The 24540-nt window shown below is 72.4% G+C and carries 23 protein-coding genes; 9 read left to right on the plus strand and 14 right to left on the minus strand.

Features of this window, described 5'->3' with window-relative positions; translation table 11 throughout:
* Positions 1-127: 127 nt before the first annotated feature.
* On the plus strand, positions 128-1030 hold the full coding sequence (locus STRTU_RS07135; protein ID WP_159742768.1) for a class I SAM-dependent methyltransferase: 903 nt from the start codon (positions 128-130) through the stop codon (positions 1028-1030).
* Positions 1031-1107: 77 nt separating this feature from the next.
* Here STRTU_RS07135 and STRTU_RS07140 read toward each other — a convergent pair whose 3' ends face one another.
* Positions 1108-2442, minus strand: a complete 1335-nt coding sequence (locus STRTU_RS07140; RefSeq protein WP_159746753.1) for an MFS transporter — start codon at positions 2440-2442, stop codon at positions 1108-1110.
* A gap of 5 nt (positions 2443-2447) precedes the next feature.
* Positions 2448-3671 (minus strand): PLP-dependent cysteine synthase family protein, encoded by a 1224-nt coding sequence (locus tag STRTU_RS07145; protein ID WP_159742769.1) that lies wholly within the window; start codon positions 3669-3671, stop codon positions 2448-2450.
* Between the two features lie 258 nt (positions 3672-3929).
* On the opposite strand from STRTU_RS07145, the gene STRTU_RS07150 reads away from it, so the two are divergent.
* A complete protein-coding gene (locus STRTU_RS07150) occupies positions 3930-4196 on the plus strand; it encodes a hypothetical protein (RefSeq protein ID WP_159742770.1) in 267 nt (88 codons plus the stop codon).
* A gap of 218 nt (positions 4197-4414) precedes the next feature.
* On the opposite strand, the gene STRTU_RS07155 is transcribed toward STRTU_RS07150, so the two are convergent.
* The 3 genes from STRTU_RS07155 to STRTU_RS07165 form a co-directional block, all read right to left on the minus strand.
* Entirely contained in the window at positions 4415-4849 is a 435-nt protein-coding gene (locus STRTU_RS07155) for a hypothetical protein (protein WP_159742771.1), read from the minus strand.
* Positions 4850-4973: 124 nt separating this feature from the next.
* Positions 4974-5531 carry an ATP-binding protein gene (locus STRTU_RS07160; protein ID WP_159742772.1) on the minus strand — a complete coding sequence of 186 codons (558 nt, stop codon included), beginning with the start codon at positions 5529-5531 and terminating at the stop codon, positions 4974-4976.
* A 224-nt stretch (positions 5532-5755) separates the two neighbouring features.
* Positions 5756-6142, minus strand: coding sequence for a hypothetical protein (locus STRTU_RS07165; RefSeq protein ID WP_159742773.1), 387 nt, complete (start codon positions 6140-6142; stop codon positions 5756-5758).
* Positions 6143-6380: 238 nt separating this feature from the next.
* On the opposite strand from STRTU_RS07165, the gene STRTU_RS07170 reads away from it, so the two are divergent.
* A complete protein-coding gene (locus STRTU_RS07170) occupies positions 6381-7199 on the plus strand; it encodes a lipase family protein (protein WP_159742774.1) in 819 nt (272 codons plus the stop codon).
* Positions 7200-7341: 142 nt separating this feature from the next.
* Here the strand turns inward: STRTU_RS07170 and STRTU_RS07175 are convergent, their stop codons facing one another.
* A complete protein-coding gene (locus STRTU_RS07175) occupies positions 7342-7743 on the minus strand; it encodes a VOC family protein (RefSeq protein WP_159742775.1) in 402 nt (133 codons plus the stop codon).
* A gap of 940 nt (positions 7744-8683) precedes the next feature.
* On the opposite strand from STRTU_RS07175, the gene STRTU_RS07180 reads away from it, so the two are divergent.
* Complete coding sequence (locus STRTU_RS07180; RefSeq protein WP_159742776.1) at positions 8684-9877, plus strand: serine hydrolase domain-containing protein; 1194 nt, start codon at positions 8684-8686, stop codon at positions 9875-9877.
* A gap of 171 nt (positions 9878-10048) precedes the next feature.
* On the opposite strand, the gene STRTU_RS07185 is transcribed toward STRTU_RS07180, so the two are convergent.
* On the minus strand, positions 10049-10597 hold the full coding sequence (locus tag STRTU_RS07185) for a DUF1062 domain-containing protein (protein WP_159742777.1): 549 nt from the start codon (positions 10595-10597) through the stop codon (positions 10049-10051).
* A 414-nt stretch (positions 10598-11011) separates the two neighbouring features.
* Between STRTU_RS07185 and STRTU_RS07190 the strand changes: the two genes are divergently transcribed.
* Positions 11012-11263: a hypothetical protein gene (locus STRTU_RS07190; RefSeq protein WP_246241338.1), complete on the plus strand. Its 252-nt coding sequence runs from the start codon at positions 11012-11014 to the stop codon at positions 11261-11263.
* A 51-nt stretch (positions 11264-11314) separates the two neighbouring features.
* On the opposite strand, the gene STRTU_RS07195 is transcribed toward STRTU_RS07190, so the two are convergent.
* The 5 genes from STRTU_RS07195 to STRTU_RS07215 all read right to left on the minus strand — a co-directional run bounded on the left by STRTU_RS07195 (position 11315) and on the right by STRTU_RS07215 (position 16507).
* A complete protein-coding gene (locus STRTU_RS07195; RefSeq protein WP_159746754.1) occupies positions 11315-12718 on the minus strand; it encodes a hypothetical protein in 1404 nt (467 codons plus the stop codon).
* A gap of 253 nt (positions 12719-12971) precedes the next feature.
* Positions 12972-13856 (minus strand): class I SAM-dependent methyltransferase, encoded by an 885-nt coding sequence (locus STRTU_RS07200; RefSeq protein ID WP_246240193.1) that lies wholly within the window; start codon positions 13854-13856, stop codon positions 12972-12974.
* 8 nt (positions 13857-13864) lie between these two features.
* The gene (locus STRTU_RS07205) at positions 13865-14533 is read right to left on the minus strand and encodes a TIGR04282 family arsenosugar biosynthesis glycosyltransferase (protein ID WP_159742780.1); all 669 of its coding nucleotides are present in this window, start codon (positions 14531-14533) and stop codon (positions 13865-13867) included.
* A complete protein-coding gene (locus STRTU_RS07210) occupies positions 14530-15249 on the minus strand; it encodes a glycosyltransferase family 2 protein (protein ID WP_159742781.1) in 720 nt (239 codons plus the stop codon). Before STRTU_RS07210 ends, STRTU_RS07205 begins: the two co-directional genes overlap by 4 nt.
* A 142-nt stretch (positions 15250-15391) precedes the next feature.
* A complete protein-coding gene (locus STRTU_RS07215) occupies positions 15392-16507 on the minus strand; it encodes an NAD-dependent epimerase/dehydratase family protein (protein WP_159742782.1) in 1116 nt (371 codons plus the stop codon).
* A gap of 289 nt (positions 16508-16796) precedes the next feature.
* Here STRTU_RS07215 and STRTU_RS07220 point away from each other — a divergent pair, with 289 nt between their 5' ends.
* Positions 16797-17882, plus strand: a complete 1086-nt coding sequence (locus STRTU_RS07220) for a PP2C family protein-serine/threonine phosphatase (RefSeq protein WP_174878823.1) — start codon at positions 16797-16799, stop codon at positions 17880-17882.
* A 45-nt stretch (positions 17883-17927) separates the two neighbouring features.
* On the opposite strand, the gene STRTU_RS07225 is transcribed toward STRTU_RS07220, so the two are convergent.
* Entirely contained in the window at positions 17928-19604 is a 1677-nt protein-coding gene (locus STRTU_RS07225) for a CocE/NonD family hydrolase (RefSeq protein WP_159742783.1), read from the minus strand.
* Between the two features lie 245 nt (positions 19605-19849).
* Here STRTU_RS07225 and STRTU_RS07230 point away from each other — a divergent pair, with 245 nt between their 5' ends.
* Together STRTU_RS07230 and STRTU_RS07235 are read left to right on the plus strand one after the other, a co-directional pair.
* Positions 19850-20896: a coiled-coil domain-containing protein gene (locus STRTU_RS07230; protein ID WP_174878824.1), complete on the plus strand. Its 1047-nt coding sequence runs from the start codon at positions 19850-19852 to the stop codon at positions 20894-20896.
* 168 nt (positions 20897-21064) lie between these two features.
* Positions 21065-21601 (plus strand): hypothetical protein, encoded by a 537-nt coding sequence (locus tag STRTU_RS07235; RefSeq protein ID WP_159742784.1) that lies wholly within the window; start codon positions 21065-21067, stop codon positions 21599-21601.
* A 43-nt stretch (positions 21602-21644) separates the two neighbouring features.
* Here the strand turns inward: STRTU_RS07235 and STRTU_RS07240 are convergent, their stop codons facing one another.
* Entirely contained in the window at positions 21645-22733 is a 1089-nt protein-coding gene (locus STRTU_RS07240) for a YihY/virulence factor BrkB family protein (RefSeq protein WP_159742785.1), read from the minus strand.
* A gap of 18 nt (positions 22734-22751) precedes the next feature.
* Here STRTU_RS07240 and STRTU_RS07245 point away from each other — a divergent pair, with 18 nt between their 5' ends.
* Positions 22752-24395: an acyl-CoA dehydrogenase family protein gene (locus STRTU_RS07245; protein ID WP_159742786.1), complete on the plus strand. Its 1644-nt coding sequence runs from the start codon at positions 22752-22754 to the stop codon at positions 24393-24395.
* The last annotated feature ends 145 nt before the right edge of the window (positions 24396-24540 follow it).

Consider the following 24540-nt stretch of genomic DNA (forward strand, 5'->3'; position numbering starts at 1 on the left):
TTCCAAGAGGAACGAGTGCCAGGGAAGAGGGGGTGTCCCAGGTGTGACACATCGCCGTACGGGCGGCGAACTCCCTGGTCGGGAATGCCGTACGGCCACCTGTGGGCATTTCGAACAAAGGGGAACAATGGGGCAGGGTAGCGAGCAGGGTGTGGCCGGGGACGGCGGGACACCGCTGCCCGACGAGATCGCGGCGGGCAACGCCGAACAGGCCGGGACCTGGAACGGGGACGACGGACGATTCTGGGTCCAGCAGCGGGAAAGGCAGGAGGCGAGGTATCTCCGGCTCACTCCGCACTTAATTGCGGCGGCCGGGATCCAGGCGGACAGCCGGGTGCTGGACATCGGATGCGGCAGCGGCGGTACGAGCCTGGAGGTGGCGCGGACCGCAGCCGAGGGATCGGTGCTCGGCGTCGATGTGTCGGCGCCGATGCTGGACGAAGCCCGGAAGCGCGCCGCTGAAGCCGGGCTGCCGCAGGTCTCCTTCGAACGAGGGGACGCACAGGTCCATCGCTTCGAGGAAGGCGCCTTCGACGTCGCGATCAGTCGTTTCGGGGTGATGTTCTTCGCCGATCCGGAGGCGGCGTTCGAAAATATCGCCCGAGCGCTGCATCCGGGCGGACAGCTGGCGTTCCTGTGCTGGCGGAGCGTGCGGGACAACGCCTATCTGACCGTGCCGATGGGCGCCATCGCCCCGTATGTACAACTGCCGGAGCTTGCGGCGCCAGGCGCCCCGGGCCCGTTCTCGCTCGCCGACGCCGACCGGATCAAGAAGCTGCTGGACAGCACCGGATTCGACGAGATCACGATCAGCGCCGTCGACGAGCCGATGTGGATGGGGCCCGATCCGGACGACGTTGTGGCCTACCAGCTCGGCATGCCGGGGTCGCGTGCGATGCTCGCCGAGGCAAGTGCGGAAGCGCGGGCCAAGACAGTGACCGCGTTGCGGGAAGCGCTGGCCGAACACCAGGGCCCCGACGGCGTCACGCTCGGCAGCGCGGCGTGGCTGGTGACGGCTCACCGGCGATGACCGGCTCAACCGTCCGGATCCGGCGGTGGGCCGGGAGGTGGCCATCCCTCCTGTGGACGGGATGGCCACCGGCTCGCTCAGCCCATCGCCGCCTCCAGCTTGGCGGACGACGGGGCCAGCCGGCCCGTGCGGTGCAGTCCGTGGAGCGCGGCACTGCACGCCAGGCCCAGGGCCGGGAGGGCGATCCAGGGCAGGGCGGGCAGTCCGGCGGACCGGGAGGCGTCCAGTGCGGCGCCGGTGAGCAGATTCCCGAGGGTGATGCCGATGCCGCAGATGGTGTTGTAGAGCCCGTAGTGGGTGGCGACCAGGCGGTTCCCGGACAGCCGGACGATGGTGTCCATCTCGAACGGGTAGGTGATCATCGTGCCGAGGGCGAGCAGCAGCGCACAGAGCGCCGGCGGGACGGCCGCGAGGGCCCAGCGACCGAGCCCCCCGGCCGGCACCGGCAGCGCCGTGGCGGCCAGCAGCGGGACGAAGGCCAGCCCCATGGTCAGCAGGCCCCGGGCGAGCGCGCGGCCCGCGGTCATCCGGGCCTTGCACCAGCGGGTCACCCTGGTCTGGCACAGGATGGTGCTCAGCCCGGACACTGCGAACATCCCGGCCACCGCCGCGGTGCCGAACTCCCCCTCGCCGCCCAGCCGCCGTACCTCCAGCGGCAGCGCCAGATAGACCTGGAACGACAGCACATACGAGCCGATCATGGCTCCGGAGAACAGCAGGAACGGACGGTTGCCCAGCACGCTCCGCCACAGGGACAGCAGACCGGCCCGCCGACGGCCACCGTCGTCGGGTGCGGCCCCGTCGGACGTGGACTCGTCAGCTGCGGCCCCGTCGGGCGCGGATTCGTCACCACGGGCCGGCAGCGCACGGATCTGCACGATGCTCAGCAGCGCGAAGATCCCGGCCGAAACCAGGCAGGTGACCCGGAAGTTGACGCCGGTGAGCACCATCCCCACCAGCGGGCCGAGCAGGATGCCCGCCTGGTAGAAGACGTTGAACAGCGCAAACGCCTCCAGCCGCCGGTCGCCCGCCGCAGCGGCCAGATAGGCCCGGACCGCCGGGTTGAACAGCGCACCGGCCAGTCCGGTGGCCGCGGAAGCCGCCAGCAGCGCGGACAGCGAGTCCACCAGCCCGAGCGTCGCGAACCCGAGCGTCCGCAGCACACAACCGGTCACGATCAGCGGCTTGTAGCCGAAGCGGTCGGCCAGCGCGCCGCCGACCAGGAACATCCCCTGCTGGCTGAAGTTACGGACCCCCAGGACCAGCCCGACCAGCCAGCCCGCCAGGCCCAGCGTCCCGGACAGATGCGCGGCCAGATACGGCATCAGCATGTAGAAGCCGAGGTTGATGGTGAACTGATTGACCATCAACAGGCGGGCGCTGCGCTCGTAGGAACGGAACTGGGTGAGCATGCCGGTCACCGGGCCTCCCCCGCACCCTGGACGGCCGCCTCGCCGGGACGCCCCGCCGCGCCGGACGCGCCGAGCGGATCGAGGACCTGTGCGCACCGGCTCCAGACGGTGACCTCCCGCTCCCCCAGCCGGCTCAGGGTCTCCGGTCCGTCGGCGGGCGGGGCGTCGAGCAAGTGGTGGTCGGCGCAGTACTGGTCGTCGTAGACGGTGCTCAGATAGCGCTGCGGCCCGTCGGGGAAGACGGCCGTGATACGGGTGCCGGCTGGTTCGGTGCGGCTCAGCCAGCCGGCCACCAGCGCGACCGCGCCGACGCTCCAGCCGCCGGTGGCGTAGTGCGAGGACGCCAGCGTGCGGCAGGCCCAGACCGCTTCGGCGGGCGCCACCCAGTGCACCTCGCTGAACTGCTCGTAGGCGACATTGCGCGGGTAGATGCTCGAACCGAGCCCGCGCATCAGCCGGGGACGGGCGGGCTGGCCGAAGATGGTCGAGCCGATGGTGTCGACGCCGACCAGCCGCAGCTGCGGGTAGAGCTGGCGCAGCACCCGGGAGACCCCCGCGGAGTGCCCGCCGGTCCCCACACTGCACACCAGGACGTCGATATGGCCCAGCTGGGAGGCGAGTTCGAGCGCCAGCGGGAGATAGGCGGTGGTGTTGTCGGGGTTGTTGTACTGGTCCGGGCACCACGAGCCGGGGTGCGCCGCGAGCAGTCCGCGCACCCGGTCGCGGCGGGCCTGCTGCCAGCCGCCGCTGGGGTGCGGCTCGGCGACGATCTCGACCTGTGCGCCGTACGCGGTCAGCAGCCGGGTCATCGACGACTCCAGGCCGGGGTCGGTGACCAGGCTGACGGGGTGGCCGTAGACCATTCCGGCGAGCGCCAGCCCGAGGCCGAGGGTGCCGCTGGTGGATTCGATGATCCGGGCGCCGGGCTGCAACTCACCACGGGCGCGGGCCCGTTCGACCATATGAAGTCCGGGCCGGTCCTTGATGCCGCCCGGGTTACGTCCTTCGAGCTTGGCCCAGAAGCCGCGGCCGGGCGGGGTAAGCGGCTCGGAGATGTGCAGAACGGGGGTGTTGCCGACCAGACCAGGGATGCCGGAGGCGTGTGCTGGGCCGGGCGGCGCGGAGGAGGGAACTACGGGCGAGGCCGGGGAGGCGGGGAATGCGGGAGACGCGGAGGAGGCGGGGACAGCGGGAGAGACGGAGCGGGCCGCCGTGGGGAGAGAGTGCATGGATTCGCTCTCGTTCGGTGGATGGATACAGGGGCGCTCAACTCGCGGCCGGCCGGGGTGGCCGGACGCGACGGCGGGCTCCTATATCCGGCACCGGCACAGGGCGGCGAGGGTGGTCCGCCCGCTGCGGACCGGTCTGTGCCACCCGCCCCCGCTCCCCGCGGCCGGACGCCGGGCGGCCGCGGGGCGTACGGCCCCCGCGAGGACGGCGGGCACCGCGGCCCCCTCCGCCCCCGCGGCCGGCCGCCCCTGCGGGAGATGACCGGACGGGCCCGGCACACACGCGGCGTGATGGTGCCCGGCGTCCGCCCCGTCGGCTGCCTGGGCGGGGGCGGCGGCAACGGGGGCGCCGGCCACAGGCATGGCGGCAACGGAGGCAGCGGCCACAGGGGCGGACCGGACCGACGAGACCGCCGCTGGTACCGGCGCGTCGTGGTGGCCGTCGGCGCCATCGGCACACGGGAGCACCACGGACAGCAGTCCGGCAACCAGGAGCAGCAGGACGGCGAACCGGCGGCGGCCTAAGCGGGCGTCCCCCGGCTCGCGGGCATCCTTCAGGAAGCGGGCACCACCAGGGAGAAGACGGAACGGAAGGCACAACGGAACGCGGACGGGCACAGGGCCTCCGTGAGACTGCCGCCGCGCCGGAGCAGAACACACACGGCAGACGGGCAGACGGGCAGACGGCATCGGCAGGGGATCGATCCGGAATCGTCCGGAATCGGCTGGAACCCGGCCGGAATCTAGACCTGCTGCACCACGGAGCCCGTTACGTTGCGCAACGGTGGCAGGGCGGCGGCACGAGCACCCGCGGACGTCCCCGAACGGCTCTGCGCCCACGGATGCCGGGAGGAGTCCGCCGCAGGAGTCGGGCACGGCAACGCCATCGCCGCGCCCTGCTGGGGCTGGCCCGACACACACAGCTCGTCGGAGTGGTGCCCGGGGTGCTCCGGCTGCCCGGAGTGGCCGCTGTGTTCGGGGGCGAGCCAGGCGCCGGACTCCGTGGCGGCGGACGCCGCGGCCGGCATGGCGTTCACCAGGTGGCCCTCGGCGGTCTCCGCCCGCGCCCCGTGGGCGACCAGCACGCTGAACAGCAAGGCGGCCAGCCACAGCACACGAAACGGAACCGCTGAACCGCGGCTCCGCATCCCGCTGCTGGCCGACCTGACCGTTGCCATGGCGCGATCGTAACCGCGACGGCGGGCCGTTGCCGGTATCCCCGCACCCGCAGGCGCATTTCGGCCGGTCGGCGAGGCGCGGCCGGGGTGCGCGTCAGCGCCTCGCCACTTCGTTGACGGCGTGTCAGGCCATGGACATCGCGGAGGAAGCCGCCGGAGTGGCCTCGGCTGCGGTCGCGGCGGCCTCCTCCCGCACGGGCTCGACGAGCGGCTCGACCGGTACGGCCGGGGGCACCGCCGGCTGACCCTTCGCGTCGGGCACGCTGCGCAGCGGGGTGCGGCTGGTCAGCGGCGTCTTACGGGCCGCCTCGACCCGGCGGGTGAACCAGATGACCTTGCCGTCCGGGGTGCCACAGGTTCCCCAACTGTCACTCAGCGCCGCCACCGTGGAGAGCCCGCCACCGCCCGCACTGAGCAGTTTCGGCAGCCGTGGCCCCTGATCGGCGACGGAGGCCGTGAGGTGACGGCCGGTCCAGCGGAGTTCGACGACACACGGGGCGTCCGGGCCGATATGGCGATGGACGTTGGTCAGGAGTTCCGCCACTCCCCGGCACACGGGCGCGATATGCAGCTCAAGATCCCAGTACCGCAGATGCGCAGCCAGAATCCGCCGGATCTGCGGCACACGCTCCGCCGAAGCATGCAGTTCGACCGTGTAGTGCCGGTCGCCGGGAAGTGTCATGTCGTGGCTCCTCACCGCGAGGCTCACGCCCTTCACCTCGTTGGACCAACGAACCCCGAATCACGAAGAGTGAGCATTAATCACGTATGGGTCATTTGTCATGGTGACCCCGTATGGCGGGTTGCGCAACTGATCTTGGGTTAGGGGAGCCGCCGCGACAGCGCGGCGAGGCCCGCCGGCCCACGGTCAACGCGCGTGCCAGTAACAGGAGTACGGGCGACGCGCTAACGGGTCTCCAGCCGTAGCTCGACTTCCTTCTCCTGATCACCGGCGGCCGTCCCGAGGACGTGGACGGCGAACGCGGACTCCAGGCCCTTGCACAGCTGATCGACCGCCCAGTAGCCGCCCTGGAGGCTGACCAGGACGGGCGCGGTCAGCCGGCGGGGCTCGGCCGCGGCCTTGCGCTCACTCACATCGAAGGTCGAGGTCCACACGGTCGAACCCGCCCCGGCCACCTCCTCGGGCACATCGTCCGCCGCCCGGTCGGAGCTGAAGGAGGTGCGCAGCGCGCTGAAGACGGCGTGCGCGTCCTGGGTCGCACAGCTCTCCAGCTCCACCATCACCTCGGCCGATACATGTTCCGCGTGTGACGCCTGTTTCGCGCTGTTCACTATGGGGCCTTCCTCTGTGGACCTTCCTCCGGGGGCTGAACGCTTCCAGGCTCGCCCGGCGGCCGGGTGTGTGCGACCGGAGGCACGAACGAGTGGTTTGAACGGACGGCAACCGCAGGGACCCGATCGGGGGATTACGCTGTGTAGTCAGTGCGAGCGGTCTGTGATCGAAGATTCCTCATGCGCAGCGTTCGGCCCTCGCAGCAGCCATCGTCGACCCCAGCCAGAGGAGCCCTCGTTGACCAGCGCCACGATCGACCAGAAAGCCACCGCCTACACCGTCCGCCATGCGCTCTGTATGGCGCGCGCCTCCGAACTCGCCTACAAGGACGAGCAGACCATCGAAGCCACCGCCCGGGAATGGGGCTTCGACCGGGTGCGCCATCACCACACCACGTTCCGCCCGCCGTTCCCCCTGGAGGACACCCAGGCGTACACCCTTGGCGGGCACAGCATGATCATCACCAGCTTCCGGGGGACGGAGCCGGTGAAACTGCGCGACTGGCTGTCCGACGCCACCACACCGCCGTGGCCGGGCCCCGGCGGCAAGGGCTATATCCACTACGGCTTCGGCGAGGCGCTGGAGTCCGTCTGGCCACAGGTCCGCGCCGCCATCGACGCGTTCCGCGACAACCGCCAGACGGTGTGGTTCACCGGCCACAGCCTCGGCGGGGCGCTGGCGATGCTGGCCGGCGCGCGGCTGCATTTCGAGGAACCGCATGTGACGGCCAACGGCGTCTACACCTTCGGCCAGCCACGCACCTGCGACCGGCAGCTGTCCAAGGAGTTCAACACGGCCTTCTCCGACCGCATGTACCGCTTCGTCAACAACAACGACATCGTGCCGCAACTCCCCCCGGAGCCGGCCTTCCACCATGTCTCCGCCCTGCGCTACATCGACGCGCAGGGCGCCATCCACCACACCATGCCCCTGCTCAGCGGCCTGCTCGACCGCGCCCAGGGCCTCACCGCCGATCTCCTCGCCCCCGCCTCCGACGGGGTCCGGGACCACTTCATGGACGCCTACGTCAACGCATTGGAGAGAAACCAGAACTGAGCGGGGAGGGCGATGGCCGGTCCCGTCCCGGCGGACCGGGCGGCCCCGGCGGACCCCGCGGACCCGGCGGACCCGGCGGACCCAGCGGACCCGGCGCGGAGACGGAACCGGCCGCTGCCCCTCCGGACCGGCTGCTGGCCGGTCAGAGCGGCTGGGTGAGGTTGAGCGCGTTGCCGTCCGGGTCCTGGATATGGGCGACCCGCTGGCCCCAGGGCATGTCGTTGGCCGGGCCCTGCACCGTTCCGCCGAGCGACTCGACCCGGTCCAGGAGTACATCGACGTCCTCCACGGCGATGCTGATCGCGATCCGGGTCGGCGCGCCGGTCTCGACGTTCGGGTCCGTCACAAGGACCAGCTCCGAACCACCAATCCGCAGCCCAACGAAGAAGACCGGCCCCTCCTCGGGCACCCGGGTGAACTCCTCGGCCCCGACCAGCTCACGATAGAAGGCGTGCAACCGGTCGAGATCAGGGGTAACGATCACCGGCTGGACGGCGGCGGGGTTGGGAACGGGGGCGGGGGCGTCGGGTGAAGTGGCAGACATGGCGTCCTCCGGGGTGTGGCCTGTGCGGTCGATGAGGTAGACCGCGCCCGGCTTGCCGATTCATCGGTGGCGGTGGGAGGAGATCGCCGGGCGGGGGGCGGAAATGCGTGCCCGTTGCTGCCCCGCTCGCGCCGTCGCCGCCGCCATCGGGCACACTCCCCATCACCTTCCAGCTCCCCGCCCCCGCCCCCGCCAGCCCTCTCCTGCGCCCGGTCCCGGTCGTGGCCCCTGGCCCCGATCCTGACCCTGGCACCGGCCCTGGTCCCCTTCCGCCCCGGTCCTGGTCCTGCCCCGGTCGTGGCCGTGGCCCTGACGGCTGTGCCTGGCCCGTCCCGATCCTGGCCCTGGCCCTGGCCCCGGATCCTGTCCCTGCCCGAGATCCCGGCCCTGCCCCCGCCCTGGCCCTGGCCCTAACCGCTGAGCCTGGCCCCCGTCCCGATCCTGGCCCCAGCCCTACCCCGACCTCGTCCTGCGCCCACCCCGGTCCCGGTCCTGGCCCCCGTCATGACGACCATGGCCAGGATCCAGGCGGCCCCTCGCTCCCCCGGCGCGGCCAAATCCAGCCATGCGCCCGCCTCTCCCGAAGCCCCCAAAGGCCCCCGGAGACCCCCGAGGCCCGTTCGTCCCGCTCCTCCCCCGCACAGTCCGTACGCGGCCCCGCCCATCGCCAGTCGTGCACGGACTCGCCACGCACCTGCCGCTGACCTGCCGAAACGTGTCGGACGCAGCGGCCGCCACGCCCAACCGGGAGCCCGGCCCCCTGCCCGGCCGAAAGGCGGTCGGGCGCCCTCGGCGACGGCGGACACGCGCCGCTGAGCCGTCCGGACGCACATGGTTGCTACGGGCATCGAGCTGGACGGATCATCCGTACGGAACGCCGTACGTACGCAAGTACGGAGGGACGGGTTGACCGCACCGGGACGACGTGAGGAGAGCCACCGTGGAACCAGCCACCGTGAACGGCTACTGCGCACCGGAATTCGTCGGCGTACGGGAGGCGTTCGAGCGGAACTTCAGGGAGCACGGTGAGGTCGGTGCGGCGGTCACGGTGATGCTGGACGGCGAGGCGGTGGTGGATCTGTGGGGCGGCCACGCGGATGCGGCCGGGACCCGTCCCTGGGAGCGCGACACGCTGGTCAATGTCTACTCGACGTCCAAGGGGATGACCGCGCTGTGCGCCCATCTCCTCGTGGATCGGGGGGAGTTGGACCTGGATGCGCCGGTGAGCCGGTACTGGCCGGAGTTCGGGCAGGCCGGCAAGGAGGACATACCGGTGCGCTGGCTGCTGAGCCACCGAGCCGGACTGATCGCACCCCGTGAGCCGCTGCCCGCCGGGCACGCCTATGACTGGGACCGGGTGTGTGCCGTCCTGGCAGCCACCCCACCGTGGTGGGAGCCGGGCACCGCGCAGGGCTATCACGCGGTGACCTTCGGATACCTCGTGGGCGAGGTCGTACGGCGGATCACCGGGCAGTCCCTCGGCGCGTTCCTGCAGAGCGAGATCACCGGGTCGCTGGGAGCGCGGGTGTTCATCGGCACCCCCGCCGAGGAGCACGCCCGCTGTGCCGACATGGTCGGGCAGCTGGACGAGGCGCGGATCGCCGAGCAGTTCCCCGGGGTGCCGAAGCCGCCATTCCGGTCGCTCGCCGACCATCCGCTGGCCATCGTGATGCTGGCGCTGACGTATATCCCCACCGGCGACGTCAACAGTGCCGCCTACCGGTCCGCCGAGATCCCGGCGGGCAATGCGCATGCCGGTGCGCACGGGCTGGCGACGGTGTACGACGCGCTGGCGGGCGGCAGGCTCGTCGGGCGCGGCACCCTGGAGGCGATGCGGCGGTCGCAGAGCCTGCCGGGCGAGCGTGATCTGACGATCGATGCGCTCGCCCCGGCCGGGTACGAGCACCGCTGGGGCCTCGGCTACATGCTCAACCACCAAGGCCAGGCGGGACCCAACCCACGGGCGTTCGGGCACGGTGGCGCGGGCGGCTCCTTCGCCTTCGCCGATCCGGAGAACCGGCTGTCGTATGCGTACGCCATGAACAAGTACGGCGGTGGCACGACGGGCCAGGACCCGCGCAACGCCGGGCTGGTCAGGGCGGTGTACCGGGCGCTGGACCAGCGCTGGAGCTGACGCCAGGCGATGCGCGCCAGGGAGTGTGAGTCCATGTCCCAGGCGGCGTGCGTACACCGCGGCTGTGATCAAAGCCCGCGCGCTGCCGGGCCTGAACCGGACGGCAGGCGAGTCATGCCGAGGGCCTGTCCGGCAGATCTTGCCGGACAGGCCCCTCGCGCCGAGGAAGGCTCAGCGCTTGAGCGTGAAGGTGAAGTCATCGGAGAGCTTGCCGCTCAGCCGGACTGCCGAAACGAGTTTGCCCTCCGTGATCAGTCTCTCGACCTCGGCCCGCGAAAGGCCGCACCCTTCAGCGATCAGTCGCACCGGCCGGACAGGGATCCGCGCCGCGAAGCGGACCGAGACGTCCATCACCTCACAGTCCAGGTGATCCGATCCGCCGGTGTCGAGGCGCCAGGCGTTGTCCCAGTCGAGGGCGATGCGATTACGGCGCCGGACGAGCGGATCCTGGAGCAACTCGGCGGCCAGGTCAGGGTCGTTGTCATGCATCCGGTCCAGCAGCTCAGGTCGTATGGAGCGCACGTTCATCCGCTCCAGGACCGTGAGCTTTGCCGTGTCCCCGCAAGCGGTGCAGAGCACGAGGAGCCAGGCGTCGAGGAGCTTGTGGTGGGCGTTGACGCGGAATTTGCCGTTCGCCCGGAAGCGGTCGGACGCGCACGCGGGGCAACGGCGGAGAACGGTCGGCAGGCAGGTGGGCATGACGACCCAGTCGTTGAGCACAGAAGTACACCGGTTTCAGTGAGAAGTCCGCAGCAAAAAGCAGCGCGGCGCACAGGCGCGGCGCGCGACAGATCAGCACTCGGGAGGTCTCACAGGGTGTACAACGGCACGTCCTTGCCCAGACGACTTGGTCGGCAGCACGGTAAGGGCGCACAGCGGCGCCGCTCCACTGGTTTTCGAGCGCCTCAGCGCCAGGATCTGCCCGGCGGATGGACGACCGGCGAGGCCCCGACCTCTCAGGCACGCTGCCCTCCCCGACGAGGGCATCGTGCCTGGTGACAGGACCAGTGGCGAGTCCTCCGCGGTCGGGAAATCTGCCCCCGCCATCCCCGTCGGCGAGCGCAATAATGGAAGGTGCGGCAAGCATCCGGCCTTGGCGCGAGCGCCGTGGCCCGGGGAAAGGGCGTGGTGATCATGGAACGGGACACCGAGACGGTTCACGAGGCGTATTCGTTCGTCTGTCTGCACTGCGGGCACGGCTGGGAAGAGGAGTACGAGATCCGGCACACCACGGATCTGTCCGGCCACCGGCGCGCCGACTACTTCGCCCGGGGCGTCCGTGTCGCCTCCCCGCTGACCCGCGCCGACTGCCCCTCCTGCAACCTCGGCCCGATCCGGATCCTGCGCCCCGGCCGGGTGAACTCGACCCGGCCCTATCTCGCCTGAACCTCCTCCTCATCTCGCCGCTGCTCCTCTCCCCGGTCTGCTGAAACGCCGTCACCAGCCGGTGTGGAGAAGCTGGTTGAGGAGCAGGGCGAGCATGGCTTGGGCGGTGAGCCACGCCCGGCGGCGGGCGGCGGGCAGCAGGGCGCAGGCGGCCGGGAGCCAGACGGCGAACGGCAGCCAGATCCGTTCGGTCTCCGCCTTGCTCATCCCGGAGAGGTCGGCGACGAGCAGGGCGAGCAGCGCGGCCGGCACGAGGACGACCAGCCGGTCGGTGGGGTCCCTCAGGGGCCCGGCGGACGGGCGGAGGCCGCGCATGGCGGTGGGGGCCGCCGCCAGGGTGCGGCGCAGCGCGGCCACCGTCGCCGGGCCGGTGATCAGGACGGTGCAGGCGAGATTGCCCCACACCCAGTACGCGTACGGGCGGACCGCGGCCGCGCCCTGGTAGTAGCGCTCGACCAGCAGCAGATACCCCTCCCACCAGGAGAACCCGGCCAGGGTGAAGGCGACGGCGACGGCCGCCACCCCGGCCGCCAGGAACGGCAGCGGGCGCACGGTCCGGGTGAGCCACAGCACCGCGGCAGCGATCAGCGCGATGAGCGTGAGCCCGTAGGAGAGATAGCAGGTCAGGCCGAGGAGGAGCCCGGAGGCCAGGGCGGCGGCGGCCGGATGGGTGGTGCGGCGGGTGGCGGCGAGGGCGAGCAGCGCCAGGGACCAGGCGGCGACGGCCGCGAAATAGCCGTCCGCGGAGGTGCCCACCCAGACCGCCGACGGGGCCAGGACGAGGAACGGGGCGGCCCGGCGGGCGAGCGGCTCACCGGCGAGGGCCCGTACCGCGATCAGGACCGCGGCCACGGCGGAGGTGCCGGCGGTCAGACACCAGATACCGGCCCAGCCGCCCCCGCCCAGCCCGATGCGGTCCAGACCGACGAAGGTGAGCACGGCGGCCGGCGGATGCCCGGCGACATGGGCGGGCCAGTGGTCCGGTGCGTTGTTGAGGATGTGGTGGGTGAAGTCGCGCAGCGCCGGACCGAGGTGGTCGAAGCGGTGGATGACGGTCAGGTACTCATAGGCGGTGGTGAGCCGGCCGGCTATCCCCGTCCGCCAGCCGTCGATCAGCGCCAGCGCCCCGGTCCAGGCCAGGGAACCCGCCCAGCCCAGGAGGACGAGGCGACGCCAGGGCAGGCGGGCGGCGAGCGACGGTCCGTGGACGATCACCAGGACGGCGACCGCCACCGCGGCGGGGGTGCCGGGCCCCAGGTGCGGGGACCACGAGGCGTACAGCGGGGGCCAGTTGACATGCAGACTGCCGTTGGCACGCTCGATGACGGTACCGATGACGGCAGCGGCCACGACGAGCAGCGCACCGGCCGCGGCGGCCCATAGATCGAGGCGGTACCCGGCGCGTTCTTCGGGGGTCGGACGGAGAGTCGGACGGGATGTCGCTCGGGAGGCCACACGAGGGGTCGCACGGGGCGTCGCACTGGAGGTCACAGCGGCACGCTAGGCGTCGCGTGGAGGCAGCGGCCGTTCGGCGGCCGGGACGTCATCGATCCGTCAGATGTGGGCGGTGGCGGGCGCGCCCCTACGGCGGGGAGCAGGCGTCGCCACACTCCGGCCCGGCTGTGTGCGGCGCACCGCCGCCGGGGCGGGCGCAGCGCACCGCCGGTCCGGGTGCCCGGCCGCCACGGAGGCGGCCGGGCAGCAGGAGTCACCCGCGGCGGCCCGGAACGGCAGGGCGGCTCAGCGACACGAAGCACCGTTCGGCGCCCGGGGACTGGGGGACGGCCGGGGACTGGCCGGGCTGGGCGACGGCCGGGGCCTGGCCCGCCGGGTGGGCGGCCGTCCACTGTTCCGCGGGGATCCAGCCAGTAGCGGCGGCGTACCGAAGCAGAGCGGGAGCGCCGACGCGAGCCCAGGGAAAGAGGTCGCCCGGGGTACGGGGGACGCCTGGGCGGGGATGGTCGCCGCCCTCGACCCGGACCCGAACCTGTTCATCGACGTCCGCCGGGGTGGTCTCCACGATGAGCAGCCCGTGGGGGGCGACCAGTTCGGCGGTGCGGGCGAGGAGGGCGCGCGGGTCGCCGCCGATGCCGATGTTGCCGTCGAGGAGCAGTGCGGTGTCCCACGTCCCCTCCCCTGGGAGGGAGTTGAAGACCGAGCAGTGCAGTGCGGTGCCGCCGATGGCGGTGGTGCGGGCCACCGCGGCCGCGCTGACGTCGATGCCGAGCGTGCGCCGGCCCTGGGCGGCTAGCGCGGCGACCAGTCGGCCGGGGCCGCAACCGATGTCGAGGACGCTGCCCGTGCAGCGGCGCAGTGCCGACAGATCGGCCGCGTCCGCTCGGGCGCACCAGCGCTCGACCTCCAGAGGCAGCAGCCAGCCGTCACTGCGGCGCAGAAAGAGCGGGCCACGGCCGCTGCGCAGCGCGTCGGCGTACGGGTCCGCGCCCCAGGCATGCTGGCCCGTGCCCCAGGAGTCGGCATCCGAGTCCGTGCCCCAGGAGGCGGCACCCGGGTCCGCACCCCGGGAGGCGGTGTACGGCTCGGCGCCCCAGGACGCGGCGTCGGGCCGGTCGGGGTGTGTCGTGGGCGGCACGGCGGTGCTCATCGGCCGGTGACCGGGGTCAGCCGGGCCAGAGTGGCGGCGAAGCGTCCGGCGGGGGCGGCGGCCGCGACCTGGTGCGCGTCGTCCGCGGTGTCGACATCGCGCAGCGGCGGCAGCTCCCGTACCCGGAGTCCGGCGGCGGTCAGCCGGGCGCGCTGGGCGGCGCCGGTGTGGTCGGTGGACATGGGCACACCGCGCAGCAGCCGGGGGTCGGGGGTGGCCAGGCCGAGCGCCCAGAAGCCGCCGTCCTCGGCCGCCCCGAACCAGGCGTCACAGCCGTCCCAGGCGCCGGACTCCAGTGCCGGGGCGAGGAGTTGCGGGGTGACCTGAGGGGTGTCCATGCCGATGAGCAGGGTCGGGCCCGTGCTGTCGGCGAAGGCCGCGGCGAGCCGCTCGTCGAGTCCCCCGGCGCACTGCGGCCGGACGTCGAAGCCGGCCGGCAGCCAGCTTCCGGGGCGGCCGTCCAGCACGACCACCCGCCGCCGGGCGGGCATGGCGCTCACGGCCCGGAGGGTGTCGTACAGCGCGGCCTCGGCCAACTGGGCGGCCTCGTCGGGGGTGTAGGGCGGGGTGAGCCGGGTCTTGACCCGGCCGGGCACCGGTTCCTTGGCGATGACCAGGACCGTCGTCGGACCGGAGGGCGCCGGGCAGGCTGCGGAAGCGGTCATCGGGCCGTCTCCTCCGTACGGGGCGCCAGCGGCGGCTGGTGGAGGACGGTGCGCATATCGCGCACCGCGTGCCAGGTGCCGCGCCAGGTGCCGGTGACCTTCGAGCGGCCGGTGCGCGGCCGGTAGGGAACGTCGCGTTCCTCGATACGCCAGCCCGCGTCGGCGGCCCGGACGACCATCTGGAGGGGGTAGCCGCTGCGGCGGTCGGTGAGGCCGAGCCCGAGCAGCGCGGTGCGCCGGGCGGCACGCAGCGGGCCGAGGTCGTGCAGGCGGAGTCCGGTGCGGCGGCGCAGCATCCGGGCCAGCACGAAGTTGCCGGCCCGCGCGTGCGGCGGCCAGGCGCCACGGCCCTGGGGCCGTCGGCGGCCGAGCACCAGATCGCTGGTGCCGTCGTGCACCGCGCGGACGAACGGGGTGAGGAGTGCGGGGTCGAGGGAGGCGTCGCAGTCGCAGAAGCAGACGATCTCCGCGTCGGCGGCCAGCAGTCCGGCGTGGCAGGCGGCGCCGAAACCGCGGCGCGGCTCGTGCACCACGGTGGCGCCCAGACCGCGGGCGACTTCGGCGGAGCCGTCGGTGGAACCGTTGTCCACGACGATCGCCCGCCAGCCGTCCGGGATACGGGCCAGCACCCAGGGCAGCGCGGCAGCCTCATCGAGGCAGGGCAGGACGACATCCACCGGGGCGGGCCGGGCGGCGGGGAGCGGGAAGTGGGTCACGCGTTCACCTGCGCATCAGAGGCGGACAATGCAGAAGCGGGCGATGCAGAAGCGGGCCAGGGGACTTCAGGCCGTACGGACAGGGACGGCGGCGGACAGGAGCGAACGGGCGCGGCGCGGGCGCGGACGGGCGCGGCGCGGGTCACCCCTCCGGAGCCGCCGGGGCCGCCGGGGTCGCCGGAGCCGTCGGGGTCGCCGCGCCCCCCGGCCCCGCCCGCATCCCCTCCCGGGCGAACTCCGTCATCCCCTCCGCGAATCCGGTGGCCGCCCGCCAGCCGAGGTCGTCGGCGATCCGCTGCGACGACGCGGTGATATGCCGTACGTCGCCCAGCCGGTACTCCCCCGTCACCACGGGCGCCGGACCGCCGCACGCCGCTGCCAGGGTCTGCGCCATTTCGCCGACCGTGTGCGGCACTCCGCTGCCCGTGTTGTAGGCGGTCAGAGTGCCCGCGGCCCGGTCCGGCAGCGCCTCCAGCGCCACCGCGTTGGCCGCCGCGACATCCCGTACATGGACGAAGTCCCGCCGCTGGCCGCCGTCCTCGTAGACCGTCGGCGCCTGACCGCGGGCCAGCGCCGAGCGGAAGAACGAGGCCACCCCGGCGTACGGGGTGTCGCGCGGCATCCCGGGCCCGTAGACATTGTGGTAGCGCAGCGCGACCGCCCGGCCGCCGGTGGCGCGTGCCCAGGAGGCGGCCAGATGTTCCTGGGTGAGTTTGGTGGCCGCATAGACGTTGCGCGGGTCGGTGGGTGCGTCCTCGCCGACCAGCCCCGGCCGCAACTCCGCGCCGCAGCGCGGACAGCGGGGTTCGAACCGCCCGGCCTCCAGCTCGGCGACCGCCCGCGGACCGGGCCGCACCACCCCGTGGCGGGCACAGGTGTAGCGCCCCTCCCCGTAGACCACCATCGACCCGGCGAGGACCAGCTGACGCACCCCGGCCGCGGCCATCGCGGCCAGCAGGACCGCCGTGCCCAGGTCGTTGCAGCTCACGTAGTCGGGCGCATCGGCGAAGTCCTTGCCGAGGCCCACCATCGCCGCCTGGTGGCAGACCGCGTGCACGCCCCGCAAGGCCCCGTCGACGGCCGTCCGGTCCCGTACGTCGGCGATGATGCGCTGCTCCCCCGGGCGCGGGGGCGGGGGCTCGGGGTGCGCCGAGGGCAGCAGCGCATCGAGGACGACAGGCTCGTGTCCGCGCGCCAGAAGCGCCTCGACGACCTGCGATCCGATGAATCCGGCGCCGCCGGTGAGCAGTACACGCATACCGGTCACGCTAGGCGCGGCACCGCCTTCCAGCCCGCTTCCGCGACGTCGTGTCATGGGTCCGTAAGATCCGCGGCCCGTCCGGCCGGGCGCGCTATCCGGCCGGACGGGCACGCTGTCCCGGCCGGACGGGCCACTGCGATTCGGTAACAGCACGCATTCGAGGTATTTCGGTACGGCATATGTTGCCTATGCTCAGGTCCGGGGCCAGGGGCCGCTTTCGGACACTCCGACGGCCGACGGCCCCTTTGTGCCCCATCCCTTCACCTGCACACCGTCGGAGAGCGCCTTGACCGTGGAGAACGGGGAGCGGCGGACCGGCTCCCGTGTGCTGGCCGTGCTCCCGTACGCGGTCATGGCCGTGGTCGCCGCGGTCGATCTCACCGCGGGTCCGGGGGTCGGCTTTCTGCCCCTGGTGTCGCTGGGGCCGGCGTTCGCCGGGCTGGTCGGCGGCTGGCGGCGGACGGCCGTGGTCGGACTGACTGCATCCGTGCTCTGCGTCGGCCTGGGCTTCTACGACGGGCTGTTCGACAGCCGACGCGGGCTGACCGCCCTGCTGTCGGTGGCCGGGGTGACCGCGGCCGGGTTGGTCGCCGCGGTGATGCGGCAGCGGCGGGAGGCGGAGCTGGCCAGCGTCCGCTCGATCGCCGAGGTCGCCCAGCGGGTGCTGCTGCGCCCGGTGCCGCGTGGCGCGGGCCCGCTGCGGATCGCGGTCTCGTACACCTCGGCGGTGGCCGAGGCCCGGATAGGCGGAGATCTGTACGAGGTGGTGACCTCGCCCGCCGGGGTGCGGATCATCGTCGGCGATGTGCAGGGCAAGGGGCTGGAGGCCGTGGAGAGCGCGGCGGTGGTGCTGGGGGCGTTCCGGGAGGCGGCGCACGACGAACCGGATCTGCCGGCCGTCGGCGAGCGGGTCGAGCGGGCGCTGAACCGCCATCTGTCCGGCGAACGGTTCGTCACGGCGGTGCTCGCCGAGATCGGTGACGGCCCGCAGGCCACCCTGCTGAACTTCGGCCATCCGGCGCCGCTGCTCGTCCGCCCCGACGGCACGGTCACCTTCGCGGCCCCGCCCGAACGCGCCCTGCCACTCGGCCTCACCCTGCACGGCGCCGCGGCCCCCGCCCCCTACGAGGTGCCGTTCACCCCCGGCGACCAGCTGCTCTTCTACACCGACGGCGTCACCGAGGCCCGCGACGCGGCAGACCGCTTCTACCCTCTCGACGAACGCGCCGCCGCGCTGCTCAAGGACCCCGACCCGGAGGCCGCGCTGCGCGCGGTACGCGAGGACCTGGTCGAGCATGTCGAGGGGCCGCTGCACGATGACGCGGCGATGCTGCTGGTCCGCTACCGGGAGCGACGGCTTTCGGCGCAGTGACCGCCGTGGCCCCCTCGCCCTCTACCGGGCCCCCTCCCCTCTCCCCTACGGGGTCCCCTGAGGAAGCCTCAGTGCCGATCCCGTATGCAGCGTGAGGTGTACCGGCTGGAGACGGGTGGCCTCCACCGGTGTCTCCCCGGTGCCGGGGCTGCGGGCGTAGCGCGGATGGGCGCCGCCGCTGACCTGGAGGCGTATCCGGTGACCGGCGGCGAAGTGGTGGGCGGTGGCGCTCATCGGCACGGTGACCTCCGCGGGGGTCTGCCCGGTGGTCCGCAGCCGCACCAGCCCGTCGCAGATATTGGTGGACCGGCCGCGCGCGTCCACCTCACAGAGGCGGGCGAAGACATCGGCGTGGCCGGTGTCCGTGGCGATCCGCAGCCGCGCGGAAACCGGTCCGAGCACGTCGACGGCCTCGGTCAGCGGCGCGCTCGTGAACGTCAGGACGTCGTCCCGCGCTTCCAGGGTGCCGTTGTCCTGGGCACCGGCGCGGCGGGAGAGCAGGGGCCCACCCACGGACGGGGTGGGATCGTCCGGGTCGTAGCGGAAGGACGCCAACGGGCCGGATTCCACCGGGGCTTGACGGTCGAGCGACCCGTTCGCCGCGGGGAACCAGTCGGCGGTGGTGGCGGCCGGCGGCCAGTCGTCGAGATCCCGCCAGGCGTTCTCGCCGCCGACGTGGACGCGTACGGGGGTGGGGCGCAGTCCCGAGGGATCGCCGCACAGGTGTGCGCGCAGCCAGGCGAGGCTCTCGGCGAAGACCTCGGGCCAGCCCTGTTGCAGCGCGGAGGTGTGCGTCCAGGGGCCGACGAGCAGCGAGGCGGCGCAGCCGGACCGCCGCAGCCGGGCGAACTGTTGGAAGGTCTGGTCGGCCAGCGCGTCGTGCCACCCGGTGACCAGAGCGGTGGGCACGGCCGACCGCTCCGCCGCCTCGGCCACCGAGGCCCCGTTCCAGTGCGGGTCGTCGGCGTCGGGGTGGGTCATCACACCGTCCAGCCAGGGCACTTCGCCGAGGGCGGGCACATGGGCGCCGCGCAGTGGCCGGGCGGTGGTGATCTTGCGCAGCCCGCGCTGCAGGCGCAGCGTCGCCCGCATGAGCGGCATCAGCCCTTGGTGCTGGTAGGTCATCCCGACGCCGACGGCGAGGGCGGTCTCCAGGCGGAGGGCGCCGCCCTCGTAGAACAGGGCATGGGGGTCGTGCAGACCGACCTGCACCACCATCGCCTTCAGCTCCGGCGGCGGGTCCAGGGCGAGCGCCCACTGCACATAACCCAGGTAGCTGGGGCCGATGGTGCCCAGAATTCCGGTGAACCAGGGCTGCTGCCGCAGCCAGGACACGGTGGCCTGCCCGTCGGCGGCCTCGTTGCGCCACAGGTCGAACCGGCCCCCCGACCCGGCGGTGCCGCGACAGCTCTGCAGGACGACATGGAAGCCCTGTTCGGCGAAGAGGACGCCGAAGAGGGGCGACCAAGGCAGCCCCCTGCCGTAGGGCGAGCGCACGAGGAGGGTGGGGAAGTCCCCCTCCGTACGGGGGAAGTAGTGATCCGTGCGCAGAAGACTGCCGTCCGCGCCCGGCACCTCAAGCCCCGGCTCCCAGCCCACCTCGTGCTGCTTGGCCGGGAGTCCGCGCCAGGTCGCCCGCATCATCCGCGAGGACAACGGCGGCTTCCCGGACGGCGCGGCCCAGTTGGACCTCGGTACGACGTCATGCGTGTGTGGCGTCATGTCTTCCCCTCCACGGGCGGCCCTGCGGCGGCCCACCCTATTCCCGTACGTTGCACGAGAATAGTCGACGGTCGGCGGCGTTGCGCAACTCCCGCTACCAGCAAGGGGCGTGGCGCGTGCGGTCCGGCGGAGGCACCCACACCCGAGGAGTCACTCCCCTCACAACGGCTGAAAACCGCCGCATTACCCCACCTTTCCCTGGGGAGTTAACGGCGGATTTCTACGCAGCGCAATCAAGGGGCTACATGGGGTTGAGGAAAAAGCTTGAGGAGGCGTCGAAGAAGCTCGACGCCGCGTCGGGGAAGCTTGCGGAGGCGTCGGAGAAACTCGACACCACTTCGGCGGAGTGGGACACCGCACGTCGCCAACTGGCGGACCCGACGAACGGCCTGGCGGCTCTCCACGGGGAGGTCGTCCAGAGTCGCCAGAAGATCCTGGACGCGATTCAGGGTGGAGTGACCGGGTCAGGTGCGGAGAACCGGGAGCTGCGCCGCCGTCAGGACGAGATGCTCGCCGATCTGGGCGAGATGAAGGACGAGATCCGCGCGGTGCGCCTGGAGTTGACGCAGGCCCTGCAGCAGTCTCCCCCGACCGGTTCGGATCCGGCCGGTACCGACGTCACCGAAAGCAGCAGCGAAGGCGTCACCCCGTCGGGATCGGCGGGCAGTGACGACCACGAGGAGGAGCACATGGGTCATGTCGGCGCCGAACCCGTCGAGGAAGGCTCCCCGGACCCCCGGTCACACCGCGAGCAGGAGCTGAAGGACAGGATCGAAGCTGCCTATCAGGGGGCTGCCGCGCCCACTCGCCAGGCAAGCGATGCGCCGGGCCCCGCGTCCCGCCCCTCTGCGCCGCCTGCCGCGACCGACGACGGGGATCAGGCCGGAAAGGCGGAGGTCGCACATGGCGTGCTGCTCCTGAAAGCTGCGGGCGTCGCCTCCGCGGAACTGGTGCTGCACCGGGACACCTGGGAGTTCCTGACAACCCTGGCCGTCGGCCAACCGCATTTCCGGACCCCACCCGCCGTGGAGGACGCACAGCACGGCCGGGTACAGACCGCGCTCTCGGGCCGCTCACTCATCGCCGTGCTGATCGCGCTCTGGGAGACACGCACCAATAAATCACCCCTCCAGGCCGACTGGGCCCTGGCGACGACGGCCTACCTCCGGATGGCGGGCCGTCTGAGCGCCGTCACCGGCTCGGGGATCACCATCCGCATCGTCCTCGACGACGGCATCGAGCACACACCGCCCGCCACGGACGGCCAGGACGGTTCCGGGGGACCTGCGTAAGTGCCTGTTCCTGAACCGCCGTTCTGGGTTCTTCCCCAGCTCCTCCAGCGCGGCCACGGCGCTCTCCACCGCGCCGCAGACCAATTCGCTGGCCTCGGCACGGTGCTGCCCGACCGCCGGGCGGTAACTAGGGTTGTCGAGAGGAGTCAGGGTAACTATAGTTGTCGCATGGCTTCGATTGAGATCACCCCCGAAGAGCGGGCCGAGCTGGGCAAGGCCCTTACGGATGCCCTCAACCCACTGGCAGCGGCCATTCGCTCCCGCCAGTCAGGGCTGTCCACGGCCCGCATGTGGGAGGCGGACCCGGTTGATGTGACTCTGTCCGTCCTCGCCGCCTGGAAGGTGGTGGATACGGAGGTCAAGCAACTGACGGCGCGCGCAGCGGCGACAGCTGGCTCCTACGGCGCTAACTACGAGCAGATGGGTGCGGTCTGGGGCATCACCCGCCAGGGTGCGCGCAAGAAGTGGCCCGACGCAGTACCCCGTCCCGCAGCCGCGGCGGCGAAGACGGGCGGGGTGCTCGAACTCTTCGGCGGCACGGCCGAACTGGTGCAGGACCCGTCGTCCGGCCGCTGGGCCTGGGCTGGCGAAGGCGCGGACGAAACGTGCGGCGCCGCCGGGGACGGCACCTGGTACGCGACGAAGGAAGAGGCCGCCGCTCATGCCGGAGCCTTCCTACGGGAGCATGCCGCGACCCTCTCGTAGTGCTCCAGTGCGGTTTCGTCCGGCTCGTTCGGCCCCTGTCGGCTCAGTCGCCGCGGGGGCCGTCGCCGCGGGGGCCGTCGCCGCCCCGCCCCTCACCCCCACCATGGTCTCCACCGTCGCCACCGCCATCGCCCCCAGCACCCTCGCCATGGCCACCATCCGCCGCCCCACCCTTAGCCCGCACCCGCCCCGCGAGTTCCTCCCGGGCCGCGGCCGTGGCGACCGAGGGCCACACCCGGTCGAGTGAGGCGTTCATTGCGGCGCCTACCAGGACCGCGAAGGCGGATACGCCGATCCACAGGAGGACGGCGACCGGGGCGGCCAAGGAGCCGTAGATCGTTGGGCCCTCGACCGTTGAGGTGAGGTAGAGCCGCAGCAGAAAGCTGCCGAGCAGCCACATGCCGAGGGCGACGACCGCGCCGGGGATGTCCTCCGGCCAGGGGGAACGGACCGGTACGGAGGCGTGGTAGAGGGTGGTGAGGAAGGCGACCGACAGGAGCAGGACGACCGGCCAGTACAGCGCCCGGATGACGTGCTCGCTGGCCGGGAGCCAGCTGACGACGGTGTCGGGGCCGGCGACCATCAGCGGCAGTGCGACGGCGCCGACCAGGAGCGCGGCGAGGTACAGCAGGAACGCCAGCAGCCGGGTCTTGACGATGCCGCGCCGCCCGTCGAGCCCGTACATGATGGTGATGGTGTCGACAAAGACATTCATCGCCCGGGAGCCGGACCACAGGGCGATGGCGAAGCCGAAGGAGATGACATCCGGGCGGCGGCCGGTGAAGACATCGTTGAGCAGCGGCCGGGCGATCTCGTTGACGCCCTTGTCGGACAGCACGGTGCCGGCGCCGTCGAGGATGCGCTGCCGGACGCCCTCGATGGTGTCGTGGCCGATCCAGGCGTCCGTATAGCCGAGCACGCCCAGGAGGCCGAGGATCAGTGGCGGCAGGGACAGCAGGCTCCAGAACGCGGCCTCGGCGGCCAGACCGGTGACCCGGTACTTCATGCAGGAGTTGACGGTGTCCTTGAGGAGGAGCCAGGCCAGCCGGCGCTTGGAAACGTTGCGGTAGAGGGCGCGGGCCTTGGTCAGACGGCCCGCGGGCCGCTCGGTTGGTTCGTTCTCCGGCTGCACCTCCTTACCGTATCCGGCATGGCAGCCACCACTCACACGGTCACGAACCAGCCCCCGCCGCTGGTCGGCTACGACATCTTCGCGAACGACCCCGCCCTCACCGAGGGCATCACCCGGTACATCGCCGCCGAGCGGCTCGACGAGGTACGCGGCGAGCTGGGCACGCTGGGCAAGGCGGCCGGCTCCGCGCACGCCCAGATCTGGGCCGCACAGGCCGACCGGCATCCACCGGTGCTGCGCACCCATGACCGCTTCGGCCACCGCATCGACGAGGTGGAGTTCCACCCGGCCTGGCACCGGCTGCTCGGCCACGCCGTCACCTCCGGTCTGACCGGCGCCTGGACCCGGCCGGACGGCCATGTCCGCCGCACCGCCGGCTTCATCGTGTGGACGCAGGCCGAGGCGGGGCACGGCTGCCCGCTGTCGATGACCCATGCGGCGGTGCCCGCGCTGCGCGCCGAGCCGGAGCTGGCCGCCGAGTGGGAGCCGCTGCTGACCTCCCGGGTATACGAGCACGAGCTGCGGCCGGTCGCCCAGAAGGGCGGCGCGCTGGCCGGTATGGCCATGACGGAGAAGCAGGGCGGCAGCGACGTACGGACCAACACCACCCGCGCCGAGCCGCTGGCCGCAGCCGGGGAGTACGTCCTGACCGGCCACAAGTGGTTCTGTTCGGCGCCGATGTCGGACGCCTTTCTGGTGCTGGCCCAGGCGCCTGGCGGGCTCACCTGTTTTCTGCTGCCCCGGGTGCTGCCGGACGGCAGCCGTAACGCGTTCCGTATCCAGCGGCTGAAGGACAAGCTCGGCAACCGTTCGAACGCCTCGGCGGAGGTCGAGTTCGACGGGCGTACCTGGGCGCGCCGGGTCGGCGAGGAGGGGCGCGGGGTGGCGACGATCATCGAGATGGTCGCGGCGACCCGGCTGGACTGTGTCAGCGCGTCCGCGGCGGTGATGCGGCAGGCGGTGGCCCAGGCGATTCACCACAGCGCCTACCGGGAGGCGTTCGGCGGCCCGCTGATCGACAAGCCGCTGATGCGCAATGTGCTGGCCGATCTGGCGCTGGAGTCGGAGGCGGCGACCACGCTCGCGCTGCGCCTGGCGGCGGCGTACGACGGCGGTACCGAGCAGGACCGGCACTTTCTGCGGCTGGCGATCCCGGCGGCGAAGTACTGGGTGACCAAGCGGTGCACCCCGATGGTGGCCGAGGCGCTGGAGTGCCTGGGCGGCAACGGCTATGTGGAGGAGTCGGGGCTGCCGCGGCTGTTGCGGGAGGCGCCGCTCAACTCGATCTGGGAGGGCGCCGGCAATGTCCAGGCGCTGGACGTGCTGCGGGCCCTGCAGCGCGAACCCGAGGCGCTGAACGCGTTCCTGACCGAGGTCGGGGCGGCGCGGGGCGCGGATCACCGGCTGGACCGGGCGATCAGGGGGATGCTCACCGAACTCGCCGACCTGGAGGGCATCGAGGCGCGGGCCCGGCGACTGGTGGAGCGGATGGCGCTGGTGCTCCAGGGGTCGCTGCTGGTGCGCTACGCGCCGTCCGAGGTCGCGGACGCGTTCTGCGCCTCCCGGCTCGGCGGCGACGCGGGCGCGGCGTTCGGCACGCTGCCGCACACGCTGGACCTGGCGGCGGTGGTGGAGCGGGCGCGGCCGGTGGTCGACGGCTGAGGGCCGGGCAGGTCTTCTAGGGGGCGGCCGCAGGTGCCAGGCCGCCACGGCTCGGCCCGGCCGGTTCGGCGGCGCGGCGGCGGCTCCCCGTCGCCTGCGGGCCGTTGACCGCGCGGGGCAACGGGGACAGGGGGGTACCGCCGCC

Source organism: Streptomyces tubercidicus (assembly GCF_027497495.1).
Classification (GTDB): Bacteria; Actinomycetota; Actinomycetes; order Streptomycetales; family Streptomycetaceae; genus Streptomyces; species Streptomyces tubercidicus.

Coding starts and splice junctions, on each gene's coding strand:
- STRTU_RS07235 (WP_159742784.1), top strand. CDS start 21,065: ATGGCTTCGATTGAGATCACCCCCGAAGAGCGGGCCGAGCTGGGCAAG.
- STRTU_RS07215 (WP_159742782.1), bottom strand. CDS start 16,507: ATGCGTGTACTGCTCACCGGCGGCGCCGGATTCATCGGATCGCAGGTC.
- STRTU_RS07140 (WP_159746753.1), bottom strand. CDS start 2,442: ATGCTCACCCAGTTCCGTTCCTACGAGCGCAGCGCCCGCCTGTTGATG.
- STRTU_RS07155 (WP_159742771.1), bottom strand. CDS start 4,849: ATGGCAACGGTCAGGTCGGCCAGCAGCGGGATGCGGAGCCGCGGTTCA.
- STRTU_RS07160 (WP_159742772.1), bottom strand. CDS start 5,531: ATGACACTTCCCGGCGACCGGCACTACACGGTCGAACTGCATGCTTCG.
- STRTU_RS07175 (WP_159742775.1), bottom strand. CDS start 7,743: ATGTCTGCCACTTCACCCGACGCCCCCGCCCCCGTTCCCAACCCCGCC.
- STRTU_RS07225 (WP_159742783.1), bottom strand. CDS start 19,604: ATGACGCCACACACGCATGACGTCGTACCGAGGTCCAACTGGGCCGCG.
- STRTU_RS07205 (WP_159742780.1), bottom strand. CDS start 14,533: ATGACCGCTTCCGCAGCCTGCCCGGCGCCCTCCGGTCCGACGACGGTC.
- STRTU_RS07145 (WP_159742769.1), bottom strand. CDS start 3,671: ATGCACTCTCTCCCCACGGCGGCCCGCTCCGTCTCTCCCGCTGTCCCC.
- STRTU_RS07230 (WP_174878824.1), top strand. CDS start 19,850: ATGGGGTTGAGGAAAAAGCTTGAGGAGGCGTCGAAGAAGCTCGACGCC.
- STRTU_RS07150 (WP_159742770.1), top strand. CDS start 3,930: ATGACCGGACGGGCCCGGCACACACGCGGCGTGATGGTGCCCGGCGTC.
- STRTU_RS07190 (WP_246241338.1), top strand. CDS start 11,012: ATGGAACGGGACACCGAGACGGTTCACGAGGCGTATTCGTTCGTCTGT.
- STRTU_RS07135 (WP_159742768.1), top strand. CDS start 128: ATGGGGCAGGGTAGCGAGCAGGGTGTGGCCGGGGACGGCGGGACACCG.
- STRTU_RS07245 (WP_159742786.1), top strand. CDS start 22,752: ATGGCAGCCACCACTCACACGGTCACGAACCAGCCCCCGCCGCTGGTC.